The 17,200-nt window shown below is 71.8% G+C and carries 16 protein-coding genes; 6 read left to right on the top strand and 10 right to left on the bottom strand.

Going from position 1 to position 17,200, the window contains the following annotated elements:
- Nucleotides 1-96: 96 nt before the first annotated feature.
- From ACXJKF_RS03245 to ACXJKF_RS03255, 3 genes are read right to left on the bottom strand one after another with little or no spacing between them, the layout of a single operon-like run.
- Entirely contained in the window at nucleotides 97-1,902 is a 1,806-nt protein-coding gene (locus ACXJKF_RS03245) for a carbohydrate-binding domain-containing protein (protein ID WP_456786300.1), read from the bottom strand.
- A gap of 12 nt (nucleotides 1,903-1,914) precedes the next feature.
- Entirely contained in the window at nucleotides 1,915-2,631 is a 717-nt protein-coding gene (locus ACXJKF_RS03250; RefSeq protein ID WP_456786301.1) for a polyphosphate polymerase domain-containing protein, read from the bottom strand.
- On the bottom strand, nucleotides 2,628-3,194 hold the full coding sequence (locus tag ACXJKF_RS03255) for a DUF4956 domain-containing protein (RefSeq protein WP_456786302.1): 567 nt from the start codon (nucleotides 3,192-3,194) through the stop codon (nucleotides 2,628-2,630). The genes ACXJKF_RS03250 and ACXJKF_RS03255 overlap by 4 nt, the downstream gene beginning before the upstream one ends.
- Nucleotides 3,195-3,391: 197 nt before the next feature.
- Between ACXJKF_RS03255 and ACXJKF_RS03260 the strand changes: the two genes are divergently transcribed.
- Nucleotides 3,392-4,201: a hypothetical protein gene (locus ACXJKF_RS03260; protein WP_456786303.1), complete on the top strand. Its 810-nt coding sequence runs from the start codon at nucleotides 3,392-3,394 to the stop codon at nucleotides 4,199-4,201.
- A gap of 3 nt (nucleotides 4,202-4,204) precedes the next feature.
- Here ACXJKF_RS03260 and ACXJKF_RS03265 read toward each other — a convergent pair whose 3' ends face one another.
- Nucleotides 4,205-5,605: a glucose-6-phosphate dehydrogenase gene (locus tag ACXJKF_RS03265; protein ID WP_456786304.1), complete on the bottom strand. Its 1,401-nt coding sequence runs from the start codon at nucleotides 5,603-5,605 to the stop codon at nucleotides 4,205-4,207.
- A 119-nt stretch (nucleotides 5,606-5,724) separates the two neighbouring features.
- On the opposite strand from ACXJKF_RS03265, the gene ACXJKF_RS03270 reads away from it, so the two are divergent.
- Nucleotides 5,725-6,840, top strand: coding sequence for a hypothetical protein (locus tag ACXJKF_RS03270; RefSeq protein ID WP_456786305.1), 1,116 nt, complete (start codon nucleotides 5,725-5,727; stop codon nucleotides 6,838-6,840).
- An 18-nt stretch (nucleotides 6,841-6,858) separates the two neighbouring features.
- Here ACXJKF_RS03270 and ACXJKF_RS03275 read toward each other — a convergent pair whose 3' ends face one another.
- Together ACXJKF_RS03275 and ACXJKF_RS03280 are read right to left on the bottom strand one after the other, a co-directional pair.
- The gene (locus ACXJKF_RS03275; protein ID WP_456786306.1) at nucleotides 6,859-8,154 is read right to left on the bottom strand and encodes a glycosyltransferase; all 1,296 of its coding nucleotides are present in this window, start codon (nucleotides 8,152-8,154) and stop codon (nucleotides 6,859-6,861) included.
- Between the two features lie 14 nt (nucleotides 8,155-8,168).
- On the bottom strand, nucleotides 8,169-10,388 hold the full coding sequence (locus ACXJKF_RS03280; RefSeq protein WP_456786307.1) for a glycoside hydrolase domain-containing protein: 2,220 nt from the start codon (nucleotides 10,386-10,388) through the stop codon (nucleotides 8,169-8,171).
- A 172-nt stretch (nucleotides 10,389-10,560) separates the two neighbouring features.
- Here ACXJKF_RS03280 and ACXJKF_RS03285 point away from each other — a divergent pair, with 172 nt between their 5' ends.
- The 4 genes from ACXJKF_RS03285 to ACXJKF_RS03300 all read left to right on the top strand — a co-directional run bounded on the left by ACXJKF_RS03285 (nucleotide 10,561) and on the right by ACXJKF_RS03300 (nucleotide 13,882).
- Nucleotides 10,561-11,475, top strand: coding sequence for a hypothetical protein (locus ACXJKF_RS03285; protein ID WP_456786308.1), 915 nt, complete (start codon nucleotides 10,561-10,563; stop codon nucleotides 11,473-11,475).
- 115 nt (nucleotides 11,476-11,590) lie between these two features.
- A complete protein-coding gene (locus tag ACXJKF_RS03290; RefSeq protein WP_456786309.1) occupies nucleotides 11,591-13,084 on the top strand; it encodes an MFS transporter in 1,494 nt (497 codons plus the stop codon).
- Between the two features lie 45 nt (nucleotides 13,085-13,129).
- Nucleotides 13,130-13,453, top strand: coding sequence for a hypothetical protein (locus ACXJKF_RS03295; RefSeq protein WP_456786310.1), 324 nt, complete (start codon nucleotides 13,130-13,132; stop codon nucleotides 13,451-13,453).
- A gap of 45 nt (nucleotides 13,454-13,498) precedes the next feature.
- Nucleotides 13,499-13,882: an SseB family protein gene (locus tag ACXJKF_RS03300; protein ID WP_456786311.1), complete on the top strand. Its 384-nt coding sequence runs from the start codon at nucleotides 13,499-13,501 to the stop codon at nucleotides 13,880-13,882.
- A 20-nt stretch (nucleotides 13,883-13,902) separates the two neighbouring features.
- Here the strand turns inward: ACXJKF_RS03300 and ACXJKF_RS03305 are convergent, their stop codons facing one another.
- From ACXJKF_RS03305 to ACXJKF_RS03320, 4 genes are read right to left on the bottom strand one after another with little or no spacing between them, the layout of a single operon-like run.
- Nucleotides 13,903-14,694, bottom strand: coding sequence for a hypothetical protein (locus tag ACXJKF_RS03305; protein ID WP_456786312.1), 792 nt, complete (start codon nucleotides 14,692-14,694; stop codon nucleotides 13,903-13,905).
- Between the two features lie 15 nt (nucleotides 14,695-14,709).
- Entirely contained in the window at nucleotides 14,710-15,426 is a 717-nt protein-coding gene (locus ACXJKF_RS03310; RefSeq protein WP_456786313.1) for a GNAT family N-acetyltransferase, read from the bottom strand.
- Nucleotides 15,423-16,247, bottom strand: a complete 825-nt coding sequence (locus tag ACXJKF_RS03315; protein ID WP_456786314.1) for an LLM class flavin-dependent oxidoreductase — start codon at nucleotides 16,245-16,247, stop codon at nucleotides 15,423-15,425. The genes ACXJKF_RS03310 and ACXJKF_RS03315 overlap by 4 nt, the downstream gene beginning before the upstream one ends.
- 11 nt (nucleotides 16,248-16,258) lie before the next feature.
- Nucleotides 16,259-17,188: an NAD-dependent epimerase/dehydratase family protein gene (locus tag ACXJKF_RS03320; RefSeq protein WP_456786315.1), complete on the bottom strand. Its 930-nt coding sequence runs from the start codon at nucleotides 17,186-17,188 to the stop codon at nucleotides 16,259-16,261.
- Nucleotides 17,189-17,200: the final 12 nt, after the last annotated feature.

Raw genomic sequence — 17,200 nt, forward strand, 5'->3', positions numbered from 1 at the left:
GCTCGCCGCAGCGCGCTCGAACCCGACATGAGTGCCGTCATCGACGTGCAGAACGACACCCATGTCGGGTTCGGCCGCCACCAGCTCGCGGCTGGGTCAGGGGCGGCGGCCCGGGCCGCCGGCTCCGCCGGGGCCTCCGCCCATCCCGCCGCCGCCCATCCCGGCGATCGCCTCGCCGGCTGTCGCGGTCGTCGCGACCGTCGTGCCGGTGCTGTCACCGGACGCGGCCAGGCCGCCGACGGTGTCGCCGGTGACCGAGCCGCCCGTCGCGGCCGAGTACGTGTCGCCCGAGACGACGTCCGCCGACGCGTAGACCAACGACGAGAAGTCCTTGCTCGACTCGAACACGGCGAGCTCGGTGCCGTCGGCGTCCAGGACGTGCACGACGGTGCCGGCGGCCTGCGTCGAGTCGAACGTGAACGCGACGAACGACTGCGCCGAGTCGGCGCCGGGGGTCATCGCCATGCCCGACGCTCCCGCCGCCAGCAGCGTGCCGCCGGAGACGTCGAACGTGCCGTCCACGTCGAGCGCGCCGTTGCCGTCGTTCGTCGGACCGCTGACGACGGCGGTGCCGCCGGTCATCGTGAGAAACCCGTTGGCGTCGAGGCCGTCGCCGCCGGAGTCGACGACGATCGTGCCGCCGGAGATGGTCAGCCCGACGTCGGTCGTCGCCGCACCCGCGGCCGCGTCCTGCGCGCCGTCGGCGGGGGCCGGTTCGGCCGTCGCGTCGGGGTCCGACGCGTTCACGCCGTCGTCCGACGCCACGACGCTGATGTCCCCGCCCGCGATCGTGATCAGCCCGGCCTCCAGCCCTTCGACGGAGGTCGTGATGTCGAGGGTCCCGTCGCTGACCTGCAGCACCTGGTCGCCGTGCACGCCGTCGTCGCCGGCGGCGAGGGTCAGGGCGCCACCCGCGATGCTGACGACGCCGTCGGAGCCGATGGCGTCGTCGGCCGCGTCGACGAGCAGCTCCCCGCCGCCGACGACCACCGACACGGTGCCGGAGACGCCCTTGGGGGAGGCGTCGTCGGCGACGGTGGCGTCGTGCCCGCCGCCCGCGACGATGCTCACGGTGCCGTCGGCCAGGATCGCGTCGGTCTGTGCGGCGATGCCGTCGTCACCGGCGGTGACGTCCAGGGAGCCGCCGGTGACCTCGACGTAGCCGAGGGTCTCGTCCTCGTCGTTGTCGGACTTCAGCCCGTCGCCGCCCGCCGTGACGTCGAGGGTTCCGCCGGTGACCACCAGGTAGTCCTTGCCGCGGATGCCGTCGTCGACCGCGTCGACCGTGACGGTGCCGCCCGCGACGACGAGGCCGTCCTTGGCGGCGATCCCGTCGTTCGCGTTGCCGTCGACCGTCAGTGAGCCGTCGCCGGTGATCGTCAGGTCTGCGCTGCTGAACAGGGCGGCGCTCGCCTCGTCGGTCTCGGCGTAGGACGTCGTGTCGGACAGGTGGTTGTCGCCCTCCAGGTGGACGACGACCTGGTCGGCGTCGAGCACCTGCAGCGGGCTGGTGGTCGAGCTGGTGAGGGAGGCGTCGTCGAGGATCAGGTGGACGACGCCGTCGTCGGCGGTGTTCACGACGACGGACCCGTCCGCGAGGGTGCCGCTCAGCCGGTAGGTGCCGGCCGCGGTGACCGTGAGCGTGCTGCCGTCGACGGTCACTCCGTCGGCCGCGGCGGGTGCGTCGAGGTCGATGGCGACCTCGTCGTCGGAGGCGGTCAGGTCGACGTCGTCGGGCGCCGTGTTGGCGGCCATCGCCTGGTCGACGGTGACGTCGGCGTCGGACGTCGGCGTCACCGTGGCGGAGTCGGGAGAAGCCGCGTCGGCCGTGGCCGTGCAGCCGGCCAGCAGGGCCGCCACGAGGGCGGCGGGGACCAGGATCTTCGCGTTGAGGCGTCGCATGAGGGTGCTCCTTCAGAGGGTGACGTGCCGGTCGAGGACGCGGCGCCACGGGTGGTGGGGGAGGTCGGTGTGCAGGGCGGCCATGCCGGTCCCGTACTTGGAGATGCGGACCGGGCGGTGGCCGTGGCGCCACAGGAGCCGGTCGGTGGACGAGGGCGTCGAGCCGGTCTTCGTCTCGATGACCACGCGGTCCGGCAGCGCCCGCGACGCTCCGGTGAGGGCCGACGTCCACACCAGGCCGGTGTCGATCGTCGTGCGGCTCGCGGTGGCCGGCAGGAACAGGGTGGTGCGGCGGTAGGTGCTGACCAGCGTCTTCTCGACGGCCACCCCGGTGTCCAGGACGTCGTCGGCGAACCGGCGCCCCTCGTCGGTCAGGGTGTCGCGGTCGTCCGGGTCGTACGGCAGGCGCGTCTTGACGGTGCTGCCGCGCGGGCCGCGGGTCTTGACCTCGACCCAGCACAGCGCCGAGTCGACGTAGGTGCGGGTGCGGATCTTGAACCGCCGGCGCCGCCGGTGCGCCGCGCCGAGATAGCTGGCCAGGTCGGGGGTGTCGAAGTAGACGGACTCGTACGCGAAGTCGCGCTCACCGTCGATCTCGAGGACGCGGGCGCCGGGCTCGATGCCGCGGAGCAGGACAGCGAGCTTCTCCGACGGGACCACGTACTTGCGGTCGATACGGGTCTGCAGCGAGGCGCGTTCCGTCAGCTCGACCAGGTCGATGGGCATCATGCCGCGACCCGCTCCCGGACGGCGGCGAGCTCGAACCGGACGTCGACGCACGTGGTGTCGTTGACCAGGTCGACGCGCTGCACGACGGCGGTGTGCACGGTCGCGCCCAGCAGGCGTTCCAGGTGCGCGACGAGCGCGGTCTCGTCGGTGATCGCCGAGTCCAGCACCATCGTCTGCTGCCGGTACCGCCGCAGCATCCGCGGGTGGTCGACGACGGTCATGACCGCGACGATCAGCACCATCAGCGCGGCGTTCACGGCGGACGGCGTGGTGGACAGCCCGCCCAGCAGACCGAGCGCCAGCGCTGAGAAGTAGTACGCCACCTCGTGCTGCGTGAGCTCCGTGGACCGCAGCCTGATGATCGACAGCACCCCGAACAGCCCGAGCCCGAGGCCCGCGCCGACCGTGCTGCCGGCCAGTGCCGTCGCGACGGCCAGGACGCCGACGTTCACGCCGAGGTACGCGACGACGAGGTCGCGACGGCGGTGCCGGGGGAAGTAGACGCCGAACGCGAGGACGCTGATGGCGACGAGGTCGAGCGCGAGGAGCGCGTACTGAGACATGGGAACCCTCCTTGTGGGACGGCTTCCATTCAGCGGTGCGCGGCTGTGCCGATCCTGTGCGGGCGCTGAGGCTGGGGCGTGGATCCGTCGCACGACGGACGATTTGTCCGGATCTGTGTGGCAGCCTGTCTCCCGGTCGTCGGGGCACCGCCTGGTTCCGATCCGACCCCGCCCCGACCTAGGAGTCAGCCTTGCGCGTGTCCCGTCGTCTCCTCGCCGTTCCCGTCGCCGCCGTCCTCGCCTGGTCGCTGACCGCCTGCGCGGGTGACGCCCCAGCGCCTCCCGCCGGGCTGACCGCGAGCGCGTCGCCCACCGAGGAGCCGGTCGCCGAGCCCGCCGGCTTCGTGCTGACCGCCGACACCCTGGACGACCTCACCGGCGCCATGCTGGCCGCGCAGACGTACGACCTGTCGATGGTCGTGGAGGCGGGCCCCGCCTCGATGACCTCGCAGGGACAGGCGCGGGCGACGGAGGCCGGCACCGAGCTGACCATGACGACGAGCGGCGCCGACGCGCCTCCCGTCGAGATCCGGCTCGTCGGCGGCCAGATGTACGTGAACATGGGCGAGCTCACCGGCGGCCTGTTCTGGCAGATCGACGCCGCGGACACCACGAACCCGCTGGCGGCCGCCATGGCGCAGTCGACGTCCGCATCGAGCGCCGCCGACAGCCTCGCGGCGCTGCTCCCGGCCCTCGTCTCGGTCGAGACGTCCGGTCCCGAGGAGGAGATCGACGGCGTCAGCACCCAGCCGTACGACCTGGTGGTCGACACCAGCAAGCTCGCCGGGCCGACCGCGGAGCAGTTCTCCTCCTCCATCGACCAGGCGGGGGTCGACATGCCCGCGCAGATCACCTACCGGTACTGGATCGGCAGCGACCAGCTGCCCCGCAAGCTCTCCCTGGACCTGCTCGGCACGCACCTCGAGATGCTGCTCAGCAACTGGGGCGGCCCCGTGACCATCGAGGCTCCGCCCGCCGACCAGGTGACCGCCGCACCGGCCATGTGACGCTCAGTCGCCCAGCGCCCAGCCGTGCGGCTCCGCCAACCGGTCGGCCGAGTCAGGCCCCCAGGACCCGACGGCGTACGGCTCGGGCGACGGGCGGTCGTCGCCGAGCAGCGGGGCGAACGCGGTCCACGCGGACTCGAAGCCGGCGGCCGTCGTGAACAGGGTGCGGTCGCCGACCAGCACGTCCTCCAGCAGCCCGGCGTAGGGCGGCAGCGACTCGCCGGGCTCGACGTCCGCCAGGGCGAGGTCGGCCGTCCCGGTGGCCAGCTCGAGGAAGGCGCCGGGCCGCTTGACGGTCGTCGTCACCTTCAGCTCGCCCGATCCCGCCAGCGACACGACCACGCGGTTGGGGCCGACGGGGGAGCCGAACAGCTCCTCAGGCGTCCGCAGCACGAGCGTCACCTGCTGTGCCGACGCGCCCATCCGCTTGCCCGTCCGGAGCAGGAACGGAACCCCCGCCCACCGCTCGGTGTCCACCCAGAGCCGCGCGGCGACGAACGTGTCCGTCGTCGAGTCGTCCGGCACGCCGTCGATGTCGCGGTAGCCGTCGTACTGCCCCAGCACCACGTCGTGCGCCGGGTCGAGCGGGCGGAAGTGCGCGATGACGGCCTCCCGCGCCGGGCCCAGGTTCGCCGCGTCGAGCCGTCGCGGCGGCTCCATCGCCACCTCGGCGGCTACCTGGAACAGGTGGGTGACCAGCATGTCGAGGGCCGCACCGGTCGCGTCGTAGAACTCCGCGCGCTGCGCCACGTCGAGGGTCTCCGGCACGTCGATCTGCACCTGGGCCACGTGCTGCCGGTTCCAGATGCCCCCGAACAGCTCGTTGGCGAAGCGCAGGACGTGCAGGTTCTGTGTCGCCTCCTTGCCCAGGAAGTGGTCGATCCGGAACACCTGCTCCTCGTCGAACGCGTCGTGCACGATCGCGTCGAGCTCCCGGAACGTCTCCAACGAGGTGCCGTACGGCTTCTCGTAGACGATGCGGATGCCGTCGGTCAGGCCGGCCTTCTTGAGCGCGCGGGTGATCGGCGCGAACGACGACGGCGGGACCGCGAGGTAGTGGATGACGGTGACGTCGCCGCCGAGCGCCTCGCGGAGCCGGTCGAGCTCGCCGGGCAGCTCGTCGGCACTGTCGTCCTCGCTGACGTCCCCGCAGTACGCGGTGTGCCTCGTCAGCTCCGGCACGCCCGCCGCGGCCTCGTCGTCACCGAACTCCGCGACGGCGGCGCGCAGAAGCTCGTCGAAGTCGTGCGAGCTGATCGGCGTGCGGCCCGTGCCGAGCAGAGCCCATCTCTCCGGCAGGAGACCGCGGCGCTGCAGGGTGGCCAGTGCAGGGAGCACCATGCGCTTCGCGAGATCACCGCGGGCGCCGTGCAGGACGAAGATCAGGGGCTCGGTGGGCGCCATCGGGTTGGGTCCTCACGACGGGGGATGGAACCTCGACGGTACGTGCGCCTGGCAGCGGCTGCCATGGATGTCAGACCTCGCTGCTAGACATTCCGGACGTAGGGAGCGTCGGGGGAGCCATGATCCAGAAGACTACGAGCAGCAATCCGGAGATGTTCTCGGCCGTGCTCGAGATCGTCGACGAAGCAGAACGTGCTGCACCGACCCGTCGACTGCTCGCACGCCACCATCCCCAGGACGGACGTGTGGTGCGCTCGAGCTCGGTGAGGGTGCGCCGACTCCGCCGGTCGCTGCGGATCGCCGCCGTGGTCTCAGCTCTGGTCATTGTCCTCGCGCTGAGCCAGTCGAGCGTGTGGCCGGTGCCGTCGATTGTGGGTGGCTTCGCCTGTGCTCTCGCGCTCCTGGTCCTCGCCGTGTGGAGGCTGGGAGTGGATCTCTCGCCGTCGGCGCGTCAGCGTGTCAGGCGCTTCGTGCGACACGACGAGCGGATCGCGATCCCTCTGCTCGCGGTGGTGGCCGCGTTCCTCGCGGCGAGCCTGCTCAGCTCCAGGTCGATCGTGCTGACCGCGCTCGGCGTCGGGGCGTTCGGTCTCATGGTGCGCACCTCGATGCTGGACGCCCCGAGGGGTGCGAGCCATCGCCGGGCTCGTCGAGCGGATGTCGCCTGGAGCGTTCACCTCGTGATGATCGTTGCTCTGGCGGCGCTCGCTGTTGCGGTGGTGCTGGAGCTGTTCGCCGACGGGCTGCGGGATGCTGCGGTCGCAGACGTCGTCGCGGTCGGGACAGTCCTCGCGGCGGTCGTGGGCGCGCTCGTCAAGGTCGTCGGCGCGAGCGTCCAACACCGCAGCGACGCTGTGGACGGCGCGCGGTCGGCCATTCTGCAGGTACTGATGGTGCTGAACACGCGTGACCTGTCGGCCGCCGACCGGCGCGAGGTGAGTCGGGGGATGGCCGTCCTCGACCGGGCGCTCAGCAGCCGGGTCGACTGCTTCAGAGGCGCGTACGCATTCCCGTTGGAGACGAGGTTCTACCGGATGGTGCTGCTGATCGTCGGGGAACGCGTGGCCGTGACGCCTCCCGTCGAGCTGTCGTCGATGACCATGAGGCGGCCGTTCCGCGACGAGCATCGGTATGCGAAGGCGGCGGTGCAGAAGCTGGTCAGCGACCCCGGTTGCGCGCCGGAGACTGTCCTCCGACGCGAGCTCTGCCGACTGCTCGCCGCGCTCGACGCCTGACTGTCGCGCGCGTTCCGTTCACCAGGCCGGAGCGGGCACCCTCGGTAACGACACCTGAGCCACGCGGTCGAGGATCGCGTCGAGCACTGCCCCGCGGTCGAACTGCAGGGCGTGCAGGCGGGCGCGGGTCTCCCAGCCGGCGCGCTCGTCGGGGGACATCGCCAGGATGCGGTCCAGCGACTCCGCGATCGCCGACGGCGACTCGACGGGGACGATGAGTGCGCAGTCGCCGACCGCCTCGCCGATGCCGCCGGTGTCCGTGGTGATGATCGGTCCACCGCCGGCGAGCATCTTCTCGGCCAGCGCGATGCCGAACGTCTCGACGAACTCCGGGCGCGGCTTGCTCGGCAGCACGTACGCGGCGGACGCAGCCATGAGGTGGGCCTTCTCGTCGTCGTCGACGTCGTCGAAGAACACGATCCGGTCTGCTGCCGACGAGGCCGCGGCGATCTCCTGCAGGCGGCCGGCGTCGGGACCGTTGCCCGCGATGACCAGCTGGAGATGGTCGGAGCCGCGGCTTTGCGCGAAGCCCGCGATGAGGTCGTCGACGCCCTTGGCGTGCGCGAGGCGCGAGAGGAACAGGACGAAGCCGTCGGCGGTCAGGCCGCGCTTGTGCAGGACGGCGGCGCTCTCGGACGCGTCGAGGTCCAGGTAGGAGCCGACGTCGATCGCCGGGTAGGAGACGGAGACGCGCTCGCGGCACTGCGCGGCGAACGTGGTGCCGTGCTTCGCGTCGATGGCGGCGGCCTCGGCGATGATCAGCTCGCGCGTGTAGTCGCTGACCGCGAGGCACACGTCGTGCTCCAGGTAGCTGGACAGCACGTGCGCGGCGGCGCCGAACTGGTCCTTCTCGACGCAGGCGCGGACCACGTTGGTGACGTCGGAACCGACGGCCTCGGCGACGGTCGTGACGTTCACCGGCAGACCGGTCCGGCGCGCGACGTGCACCGCGTCGGCCACGGCGAGCGAGTGCGGGCTCAGGTACAGCGACATCGCGACCGTCGGGACCCCGTCGGTGAACAGCTCGACGAGGCGGCCGACGATGCCCGCGAGCCAGCGGCCGTCGGGAACCTTGTAGTCGCCGACCGGCTCGGGGCGCTCGACGGTGATCCCCGGCGAGTACGGCAGCACGCCGTCCAGGGGCTTGAGGGGCAGGCCGGTCGCCTGCAGCCGGTCGATGGGCCACGTGACGATGCGGACGTCGTCGAAACCCCTCTGCAGGGCGGCCTCGGCGAGGTTGCGGGCCTCACCCGAGTGCCCGCAGATGACCGGGTCGGCGCGGACGACGATGACGAGACGGCGGTTCGGGAACACGGCGACTCCTGGGTTCAGCGCCGCAGCGCGGCGGTCGGGGGGTGGGTGCTCACGGACGGGGGCCGGACGGTGGTGCCCCAGTCGCTCGGCGTCGGGCCGAGCTCCAGGTGCAGGCGTCCGCCACGATGGAGCTCCGTCCCGGTGAGCCACGTGCGCTCGAGCCGCACACCGTCGAGGTGCACGGAGTGGACGTACTGCGTGGGTCCGTCCGGGGTCGGTTCGACGAACCCGGTGGTCTCGATCGTGAGGTTCCGGTCGCCGACGTCGATGCTCGACTCGCGCCACGCGGGTGCGCTGATGAGGAACAGGTTCTGGCCCGCGACCGGGAAGAGCCCGAGCGACGCCCACACGAACCACGACGACAGCCCGCCGGAGTCGTCGTTGCCCGGCAGCCCGCCGCGCCCGGTGCCGAACTGGTTCTGCACGATGGCCTGCACCACCTCGGCGGTCCGGTCCGGCCGGCCCGCGTAGTGGTACGACCACGGCGCCTCCATGTCCGGCTCGTTGTTCAGACCCTCGAACCGGTTCAGCGCGTAACCCGCGGCCATCTCCTCGATCGCCGGCCGGACGCCCGGCTGCGTGACGGCAGGTGCCCCGAACCCGAAGAACTGGTCGAGCTGCGCCACGAACGCGTCGTCGCCGCCCGAGAGCTTGATGCGTGCCGCCATGTCGTGCAGCAGCCGGAACGAGTAGTTCCAGCGCCCGCCCTCGTAGTAGGTGGAGTCCTGCAGGAGGCCCGTCTCCTCGTCGAACGCGTTGACCCAGCGCGCGGCCAGCGGCGTGAACTGCTCGACGAGCGCTGGGTCGCCGACGTGCGCCGCGATCTGCGACGTGCACCAGTACCCGAACGCCAGGTCCAGCGTGTGGCTGATCGGGTGCACCTTGCCGCGCAGCAGGAAGTCCTCGCCGTACGTCCGGCGCAGGTCGTTGTGCATGTGCACCAACGCCCAGTCCCAGTCCATGCCCGGCAGCCCGAGCTGGCAGAGGTCCGACAGGAACGTGTGCGCCAGCGCCGACGCCTGCCGGCTGAACTGGTCCGCGCCGCGCGCCATCCGGTACCCGATCGGGAGGTTGCCCTCCTCCTCGGAGATGTACAGCAGCGCGTTCGCCAGCTCGACGGCCTTGTCCGGCAGGAGGGTCGTCAGCAGGGGCAGCTGCGTCCGGTAGATGTCCCACATCGTCGCCAGGTCGAACGCGAACGGCCCATCGGCCGGCCAGAACGGCGACTCGTCCGGCGCCAGGCACGGCTTGATCAGCGAGTGGTACAGCGCGGTCGAGAAGACCGTCTGCTTGTCCTTCGACGACGTGTCCACCCGGATCTTGCTCAGACCCTCCTGCCAGACCTCCGCCGTCGCCGCACGCCTCGTCGCAAAGCTCGACGGCCCCGGCCCGCACTCCCGCTCGAGGTTCTCCCGCGCCTGGTCCACGCCGCGCAGCGAGAACCCGAACCGCAGCTCCACCACCTGGCCGGGTTCCGACGGCCCCGCCCACATCAACCCGAACGGACGCAGCGTCGTCGGCCGGATCCGGTCGAAGTCCAGCCGCGTCCCCCCCGGCATGAGCCGGCGGTCGTACCAGAGCAGCTGCCGCCAGCGCGGGTCGTCACACTCCACGTGGATCGCCAGCGGAGCGCCCTCCACGACGATCTCGCCCTGCGCGATCCCCGGGCTGATCGAGTGCAGGTGCGCTCGCAGCGGCACCGTCCGACCGTGCGGGATCGACAGGCCACCCAGCGAGAAGTCGATCACCAGCCGCGCGTCCCGGTGCGCCGGGAACGTGTACCGGTGCACAGCGCTCTTCGGGCCGACCGTGATCTCCGCCCGGATCCCGCTCTCCAGAGTCGCCGAGTAGTAGCCGGGCTCCGCGGTCTCGTCGACGACGTCCCACAGCTGGCCCAGGTCGTCCAGCGGCTGCAGCATCGGCGTGACGCGGAAGTAGTTGTAGTACTTGCGGATCGCACCCGTGCCMGACTGCTGGAAGTGCGTGAAGCCGCTCGCCACCTGCCGGTCGTACAGCTCCGTCGGGAGGCCCTCCGTGCCCAGGTCGTAACGGCCGTACCCCGTCGGGTACGCCCCGCTGTACGCGCACGCGCTGACCATGCCCAGCGGGTACGTCGCACCCGGGTGCGTGTTGCCCACCTGCGGCTTCGGCCACCACCACGACTGCGCGATCCCGTGCTGCGGAGGCAGGCTCGTGGCCTCCGTGCCGATGAAAGGGTCGACGCGTTCGAACATCCGCCGCTCCTCGCGCACCTCGTCGGGACGACAGGGTCGCGTGCGGGCGACGCCTGCGTCTATGCCTCGTTGGGGGGACGGTACGGGGGGAGTGTGTCTGGCGGGTTACAGAACGCTGCGCCGCATCAAGGTCGACGACGTCGTGCCCGATGACTGAGGACGGAGGTACGCGATGGGGTGGCGGTGGCCATGGCGGCGGCGCGCGAGCGTGGACGTGCGGCGCGGTGCGCTGATCGCGGCCCCGGCGCACCAGGTCTGGGAGCTGGTCAGCGACTCCCGGCTGTTCGAACGGACTGCCGCCCGCGGGCATCTCTGGACCTTCGTGGTCCCGGGCACGCCGGCCGGGTTCGTCGGCGAACGACGAGTCACCCTGACCCGATCCGGCGACGACCAGATCACCGCGACCCTGGTGGAGCGGATCGCCATGGAGGACGGGCGGCAGGTGGTCACCCGCAACCTGGTCAACGGCATCGAGATGACCACGACCGTCGAGCCCCGCGGATCGACCAGCTGCGAGCTGAGCTACGTCCTGGGCGCGACGGACCCGGCCGACGAGCCGCTCGCGGCCGCGAGCCTCGACGCGCGACTGGCGAGGATGTCCGCACACGTCGCGGGTGAGCCGCCGTCGGCCGGGCGGTCCGATGTGCCCGTGCTCGACCACGTCGAGGTTCGGGCCGTGCGGGTGGTCGTCGTCGGCACCGTCCTCGCGCCGCCGGCCGAGGTCTGGACCGCCGTACGCACCGCGGGAGGGGTGCTGGTGGAGCTCGCGGAACCCGACGGTGCGTGCGTGACGACCGTGCCTGGCACGCCCGCGGGCGAGGTCGGTGAGCAGATCTGCATCGTCGCCTTCGACCCACCGTTCGTGCAGGTGCTCGAGGTGGTCGCGCAGGAGGTCGGTCGATCCCTGACCGTCCGGTACCGGACCGCACCGACGCAGGTCGACCGCACCGTGTCCCTCACGCCCAGCGCCGCCGGCACGGACGTCACCATCACCATCGACTTCGTCGCACCCGTCGCCGACCTCGCAAGCCAGGAGGCGCGGATGCGGGACGTGGCCGAGACATTCCTGCGGTGCTGTCAGCGCTGAGCTCTGCCGAGTCGCGAGCAGGTCCGGTCGGGCGCGACCGACCGACCGCTGCAATGATCGGAGAAGGCGCTGCCCGGTTCGACGCGGCGCGTCGAGCACGTCCCGAAGGACGCACGTGGCCGAGACCAAGCCTGCCCGCCAAGCCCCCGCCGTGCCCCGCAGCGCGTGGAACGCGCTCATCGTCCTCATGGCCGGCATGTTCATGGCCCTGCTGGACACGACGATCGTCAACGTCGCACTCCCGACGATCCAGGTCAGCCTGGACGCGAGCGAGGCGACGCTGAGCTGGATCATCAGCGGCTACGCGCTGGCGTTCGGTATCGCGCTGATCCCGGCGGGCCGGGTGGGCGACCGCATCGGGCACAAGTGGGTGTTCTTCACGGGCCTGCTGCTGTTCACGGTCGCGAGCCTGTTCTGCGGGCTGGCTCAGGACAGCCTGCAGCTGATCATCGCGCGGGTGGTGCAGGGGCTGGCGGGCGGCATGTTCGTGCCGGCTGTCACGGCGTTCATCCAGCTGCTGTTCCCGGGGTCGGTGCGCGGGAAGGCGTTCGCGATCATGGGGTCGGTCATCGGGGTGTCGACGGCGCTGGGGCCGATCCTCGGTGGGCTGATCATCGAGGCGTTCGGCGACGAGAACGGGTGGCGGCTCGTGTTCTGGGTCAACATCCCGATCGGGGTGATCGCCTTGATCGCGGCAGCGAAGATCCTGCCGGCGGGTGCGGCGGGGAAGGCCAAGGAGGGGTACGACTTCGTCGGTCTGGCGTTGCTCACGCTGGGGCTGATCGCGTTGTTGGTGCCGCTGATCGAGGGGCAGGACAAGGGCTGGCCGGCGTGGACGTTCGTCACGCTCGCGGCGGGGGTGCTGCTGATCCTGGCGTTCGCGTTGTGGGAGAAGCGCATCGAGGACGAGAACCCGATKGTCCCGCCGCACCTCTTCTCGCACCCGGCGTTCACCGGTGGCACGATCCTGGCGCTCGTCTACTTCGCCGCGTTCACGAGCATCTTCTTCACCATCTCGTTGCTGTGGCAGGCGGGTCTGGGCCACACGGCGCTCGAGTCCGGCGTGGTCGGGGTGCCGTTCGCGATCGGGAGCATCATCGGGGCGTCGCAGAGCAACCGGCTGTCGCAGCGGCTGGGTCGGACGGTGCTCGTCGTCGGCACAGCGATGGTGGCCGCCGGCCTCGTGGCGGTCTGGCTCATCCTGCGGTTCGTCCCCGCGGAGGACCTGGTGAACTGGGACCTGCTCCTGCCGCTGCTGGTCGCGGGCATCGGCAGCGGGCTGTTCATCGCGCCGAACGCGCAGTTCATCGTCGCGACGGTCAACCGGTCCGAGGCGGGCGCCGCCAGCGGGGTGATCAGCGTGATGCAGCGCGTCGGGTCGGCCATCGGGATCGCGGTCATCGGCAGCGTCCTGTTCGGCACCCTGCACATCACCAGCAAGGACCCGGTGCAGATCCAGCAGGCGTTCGTGGACAGCGCCGCGCACGCCATGGCGGTGAGCGCGATCCTGGCGATCGTCAGCTTCGTGCTGGTGTTCGTGCTGCCGAAGCAGGTGGACGCGCACGGCGGTCCGCCGGCGGACCAGCGCGAGGACGTCATCCCGGCGTAGCCCGCACGTCACGCGGATGCCACCTCGGGAGCATTCGATGGACCCATGGCCACCACCCTGGACGCCACCCGCCTCTACTCCGCCGCCGACCACCACGAGCCGGTTCTCGGTTCGACCGTCTGGGCCGTCGCCCACCCGATCGGGGAGCCGCCGAGCGTCGGCCCGGACCTGCGCTGGGTCGCGGTGATGGGGGAGGTCCTGGGCGTCCTGCTCGACACCCCGGGGTGGCCGCACGGGCAGGTGTGGTCGACGGAGGCGCTCTGCCGCGAGCACGCGTGGGCCCGGCACGTCGCCGGCCGACGCACGGGGTTCGAGATCCGTCGGATCTCCGTCGTGACACCGACCCTCTTCCGGCTGGCTCCGCGCTGAACCGCAGGTAGCGTGAACCTCGCCCGCAACGACGAGGGAGCACCCATGAAGGACTTCGACCAGGCGCTGCGCACGGCGGCCCCCGGCACGATCGACGGCGCCAAGCTGCTGACGCGGTTCGCGTACGAGCAGCTCGCGGTCCCGAGCGGCGGGCCGGTGGGAGAACACTTCGAGGGGTTCATCCCCGCTCTCGTGCAGCGCGACGGCGGGCACCACCTCGTGGCGTTCTCGTCGGTGCAGCGGTTCCGGGACGAGGGGCGGCTCGGCGGTGAGGCGATCGCGATGCCCGTGCGCGAGGTGCTGCTGCGGATGCCTGCGGACGTGGGCATCCTGATCAACCCGGGCAGCTCGCAGGGGTTCGAGCTGGGTCCGGAGGCTGTCGCGAAGCTGCGCGACGAGCTGACGCGGCCGCACGACGAGTCACCGTGAGCCGCGCCAGCACCGAGTGACTACGCGGGCACCTTCACGGTCGTGAGGAACGCGGCGGCCTGGGTGAGGTCGTCGAACTCGTCCTCGACCAGGTCGACCAGCAGGTCGTTGCTCCACAGGATGAGCCGGCCGATGGTGAACTGCTCCTTGGCGACCTCCGGGAGGGTCAGCCCGTAGACGCGCTGGGCGATCTCCTTCTTGCCGCCGCGCGCCCCGCCGTAGGTGGAGATGGGCAGGTAGGAGTCGGGCTCCGTGGCGACGAGCACCCGCGTCAGGGTCGGCTCCTTGAAGCCGGTCATCCCGAGCCCGCCCTGGCCGAGGATCAGCCGGGTGAGCCGGTCGGGCAGCGGCACGGTGGTGGGCCCGTAGAGCAGGTAGCGGATGGTGTTGCGGGTGCGGGCCGACGCCTCGCGCTCGCCCATCGTCTTCCACGCGCGGTTGAACGAGGCGGTGGTCGCGTTCGTCGCACCGGGGGTCTCGTTCACGAAGGACAGCAGGTCACGGGGGTCGCAGTCCGCCACCTCGTCGCGGGCGAAGACCTGCTGGTAGTGGGACCAGTCGTACCCGGGCTCGGTGGGCGGCGACGCCGCGGCCAGCGCGGCGACCTTCTCCCACCGCTCGGGGTCGACGGCGGAGCGGTCGGGGAATCGGGCCTGCAGGTCGGCCGACGAGGACGGCAGGGGGGCCGACGTCTTCGACTCTCCACGGGTCCACTCGTGCTTGCAGGCGGTGCATCGGATGGTGCGGCGATCGTCCGCCAACCGTTCGACGAGCTCGAGCTCTCCGGACGTGCAGGCCGGGCATGTCAGCATGGTGCTCCTTCGTGTCTATGGAGAGTGTGACGCACCGCGCCCGGCTCCGGGGACCGTCGGTGGATGCAGCCACCACGTGATGCCCGTGCCGACGAGCTCCAGACCGCACTTCCGGTAGAGCCGGAGGCCCGCCGGCGTCGAGTTGAGTACCGCGTTCCAGGCGCCCGCGCCGGCTGCGGCGGCGCACACGGCCTGCATCAGMCCGGTCCCCAGGCCGCGTCGCTGGAACGGCTCCCAGACGTCGACGTCGAACACTCCCGCCAGCCCGTCGACGTGGTGGGACCACGCCCGTCCCGCGAACCTGCCGTCGTCGTAGGCGGCGGCGCACCAGGCGCGCGCGGGCCGCAGCCGCGCCATCGCGAGGTCCGCGGCATCGCCCGTGGGCTCGACCGTGTGGTCCAGCAGCTCGACTCTCGGATCCGCGGGGAGACCGCCCAGGTCGATCGGGCCGGCCATCCACCACGGCGACCAGCCCGTGGTGAACCCGGCCGCCGCCAGCGGGGCGGGGTCGACGTCGAGCCCGAGCCACGCGCCGATCACGGTGCTGCCGCCGGCCCGCGCACGTTCCACGCCGCGGGCGAGCGCTGCCGGGTCGATGACCTGCGGGAACATCAGGTCCCCGTTGGCCCAGGTCAGTCCGGTGTCCTCCCACGAGTCGACGCCGAGGACGTCGGACCGCAGCTGGAACCAGCTGGTCTGGGCGCGCTCGCAGTCCGCGACGGTCACGCTCACGTGGGCAGGGGGCCCTGGCGGATCCGGTCGAGAAGGCCGTCGGGGGTGACCGTGTCGAAGTTCCAGTTGGAGTCGATCCACCAGGTGACGCCCGCGTTCTCGAGCGCGGAGATCTTGTCCGCGGCCTCGGCCGGGTCCGCCGGGAGCACGCCCTCGGCCACCAGCTCCACCGACCGGCCGTCGCTGTGCTCGTCCACCCAGGACCGCACGGACCGCCACTCGTCGGGCGTCAACGGGTCGAAGCCGTCCTCCCGGCGGATCGCGATCACGCCGTCCCGCCCGACGGCCCGGCGCAGGGACCGCGGCGCGAACCAGGCGCCGATGACCCAGACGGGGATGGTCCCGCGCACCGGCCGGGGCTGGAACTCCAGGTCGGTGACCTGGTGGTGGGTCCCGGCGTAGCTGAACTTCTCCCCGGTCCAGGCGAGGTCGAGGATCGCGAGCGAGTCGTCGAGCAGGGCCGCCCGCTCCTTGACGTCGGTGGTCTCGCCGGAGACGCGGCTGTAGGCACCGTCGTCGACGGCTCCGAGGCCGACCGGCAGCACCAGCCGACCGCCCGACAGGTGGTCGACGGTCAGGGCCTGGCGCGCGACCTCCCACGGCTTGCGCCGCGGCAGGGAGAACACCATGGCGCCGAGCGTGATCCGGCTGGTCCGCACCGCGGCGGCGCCGAGCACCGTCCACGGGTCGAACGTGTCCATGGGGCCGACGCTGATGCCGTCCCAGGCCATGAAGGCGTCCCAGCCGGCCGCCTCGGCCGCGACGGCCATCTCGATGTTCTGGGCTGCGGATCCGCAGGACGCGGTGACACCGAACTTCATGGGATCCGACGCTACGCCCGACCTCCGACACTCGTCCGGCCGACCGTCTCGGCGACGGCGACGTCCCACGGGGTGGCGACGAGACCGAGCACGCGCGACGACGCCTCCGTGTCCATGACGTACGGCTCGGAGAAGTGGTCGGAGACGCTGGCCACCTCCCGCAGCAGCGGCGACACGAGGCCGAGCGCACGCACGACCGCCGACGGCAGCGGGCGGATCCGGGGCGTCGGCCCCCCTGCGACGAACCGTTCGCCCAGCTCACGCACGGTCAGGGGCTCCGCGGTCGGGACGTGCCAGGCGCGACCCCAGGCGTCCGGCGTCCGGCCGGCGGCGACGAGCGCACGGGCGAGGTCGGGGAGGTAGGTCCAGCTGTGCGGCTGGTCCACGGCCGTGATCGTCCGGACCACCTTGCCGGCGAGCAGCGGCGTGAGGAACCGCGGGCCGACCATCGCCTGAGAGTCCGCGAACGGCCCGAAGTAGTCGGCGGCGCGCACCTCCGTGACCCGCAGCTCGCCCGCACGGTGCCGGGCCTCGGCGTCGCGCCACATCTGGGCGCGGACCATGCCCTTGCGCTCGGTGCTGTCGAGCGGGGTCTCCTCGGTCATCACGGCGCCGTGCGTCGCGTACCCGTAGAGGTTGCCGACGGCGACGAGGACGGCACCGGTCCGGGCAGCCGCGTCGAGCAGCGCCGCCCACAGCGGGGGCCAGTCGGTGGGCCAGCGGTGGTACGGCGGGGCCGCGCAGCTGTAGACGACGTCGGCGCCGCGGGTGGCCGCGGTCAGGGCGTCGGCGTCGGTGGCGTCGACGGCGGCGTGCGTGATGCGCCCRGCGGAGGTGCCGCCCGTCCGGCTGAGCACCAGGACGTCGTTGCCCTCGGCGGCGAGGTGGTGGGCCAGCGTGGTGCCGACGGCACCCTTGCCGACGATGACGTGACGGGTCATGGCGATCTCCTC

This window comes from Cellulomonas sp. P5_C5, from assembly GCF_054049655.1.

Excerpts from the sequence above, each read along its gene's own strand:
- ACXJKF_RS03245 (WP_456786300.1), bottom strand. The coding sequence starts at position 1,902 with ATGCGACGCCTCAACGCGAAGATCCTGGTCCCCGCCGCCCTCGTGGCG.
- ACXJKF_RS03250 (WP_456786301.1), bottom strand. The coding sequence starts at position 2,631 with ATGATGCCCATCGACCTGGTCGAGCTGACGGAACGCGCCTCGCTGCAG.
- ACXJKF_RS03255 (WP_456786302.1), bottom strand. The coding sequence starts at position 3,194 with ATGTCTCAGTACGCGCTCCTCGCGCTCGACCTCGTCGCCATCAGCGTC.
- ACXJKF_RS03265 (WP_456786304.1), bottom strand. The coding sequence starts at position 5,605 with ATGGCGCCCACCGAGCCCCTGATCTTCGTCCTGCACGGCGCCCGCGGT.
- ACXJKF_RS03270 (WP_456786305.1), top strand. The coding sequence starts at position 5,725 with ATGATCCAGAAGACTACGAGCAGCAATCCGGAGATGTTCTCGGCCGTG.
- ACXJKF_RS03285 (WP_456786308.1), top strand. The coding sequence starts at position 10,561 with ATGGGGTGGCGGTGGCCATGGCGGCGGCGCGCGAGCGTGGACGTGCGG.
- ACXJKF_RS03295 (WP_456786310.1), top strand. The coding sequence starts at position 13,130 with ATGGCCACCACCCTGGACGCCACCCGCCTCTACTCCGCCGCCGACCAC.
- ACXJKF_RS03300 (WP_456786311.1), top strand. The coding sequence starts at position 13,499 with ATGAAGGACTTCGACCAGGCGCTGCGCACGGCGGCCCCCGGCACGATC.
- ACXJKF_RS03305 (WP_456786312.1), bottom strand. The coding sequence starts at position 14,694 with ATGCTGACATGCCCGGCCTGCACGTCCGGAGAGCTCGAGCTCGTCGAA.
- ACXJKF_RS03315 (WP_456786314.1), bottom strand. The coding sequence starts at position 16,247 with ATGAAGTTCGGTGTCACCGCGTCCTGCGGATCCGCAGCCCAGAACATC.